General features: G+C 59.0%; 1 protein-coding gene. It reads left to right on the top strand.

The window, feature by feature from the left end; translation table 11 throughout:
- Positions 1 to 192: 192 nt before the first annotated feature.
- Positions 193 to 751: hypothetical protein (locus tag CIK89_RS11975; RefSeq protein ID WP_216820475.1), on the top strand; the 559-nt coding region annotated here is incomplete at its 3' end.

Here is a 751-nt window from a genome sequence, read left to right as displayed (position 1 = left end):
GCTCCCTATCAGATCACCCAAGGCACGCTGCCCTCTATCTCGGTGAAGGGTACTGGCGACAAGGCGGTGACCAGCATCAACCTCGGAGGTCTCGCCATCGACGAGAATACCACGGTGAAGGACTTCGCCAAGGCGGTGGTGACCAACAATCCGGAGTTCGACTACGGCGACCAGATCAGCTTCTACAAGGTGTTGCAGCGTCTGAACGCGGAAACTCAGATTCCCTACTGCGCCTTCAGTGCAAGCTACGTAGTGCTCGACAAGGAATCGACTGCGAAGCTCTGGGATCTCGTTGACAAGGTGGGATTCGCTGCAAAGGAGGGCTTCCTCGCCCATGGTGCGGACGAGGGCGACGGTGTGTTTGCCTGGGTACACAGTCGCAACGACTACGGCAAGACCAAGGTATCGACCCAATACCTCATCGACAACAACAGCATGTTGCAGGCGTACAAGACGGACGATGCGTTCACCAAGGCGTGCAAGAGCTACGGCAGCAGCGCCGATGTGTTTCTCACTCCCGACGGCAACGGTTCGGTAGCTCCCGTCACTCCCGCTGTCCCCGATGTGACTCCCTCCGACGGGAAGTTTGAGGTCAAGCTCCTCGCCAATCCCTCAGTCGGTGGCACGGTGACCGGTGCAGGTCGCTACCCTGCGGGTCAGTCGGTGGAGATTAGTGCCTCGCCTGCCGAAGGTTACCAGTTCAACCGATGGAGCGATGGCGACACCAATGCCTCACGCAGCATCACGCTCA

It is taken from the genome of Prevotella sp. P4-119 (genome assembly GCF_002251345.1).
In the GTDB taxonomy this organism is placed as follows: domain Bacteria; phylum Bacteroidota; class Bacteroidia; order Bacteroidales; family Bacteroidaceae; genus Prevotella.
The sequence above is the reverse complement of the archived record's forward strand: the minus strand, read 5'-3'. Positions and strand labels throughout refer to the sequence as shown.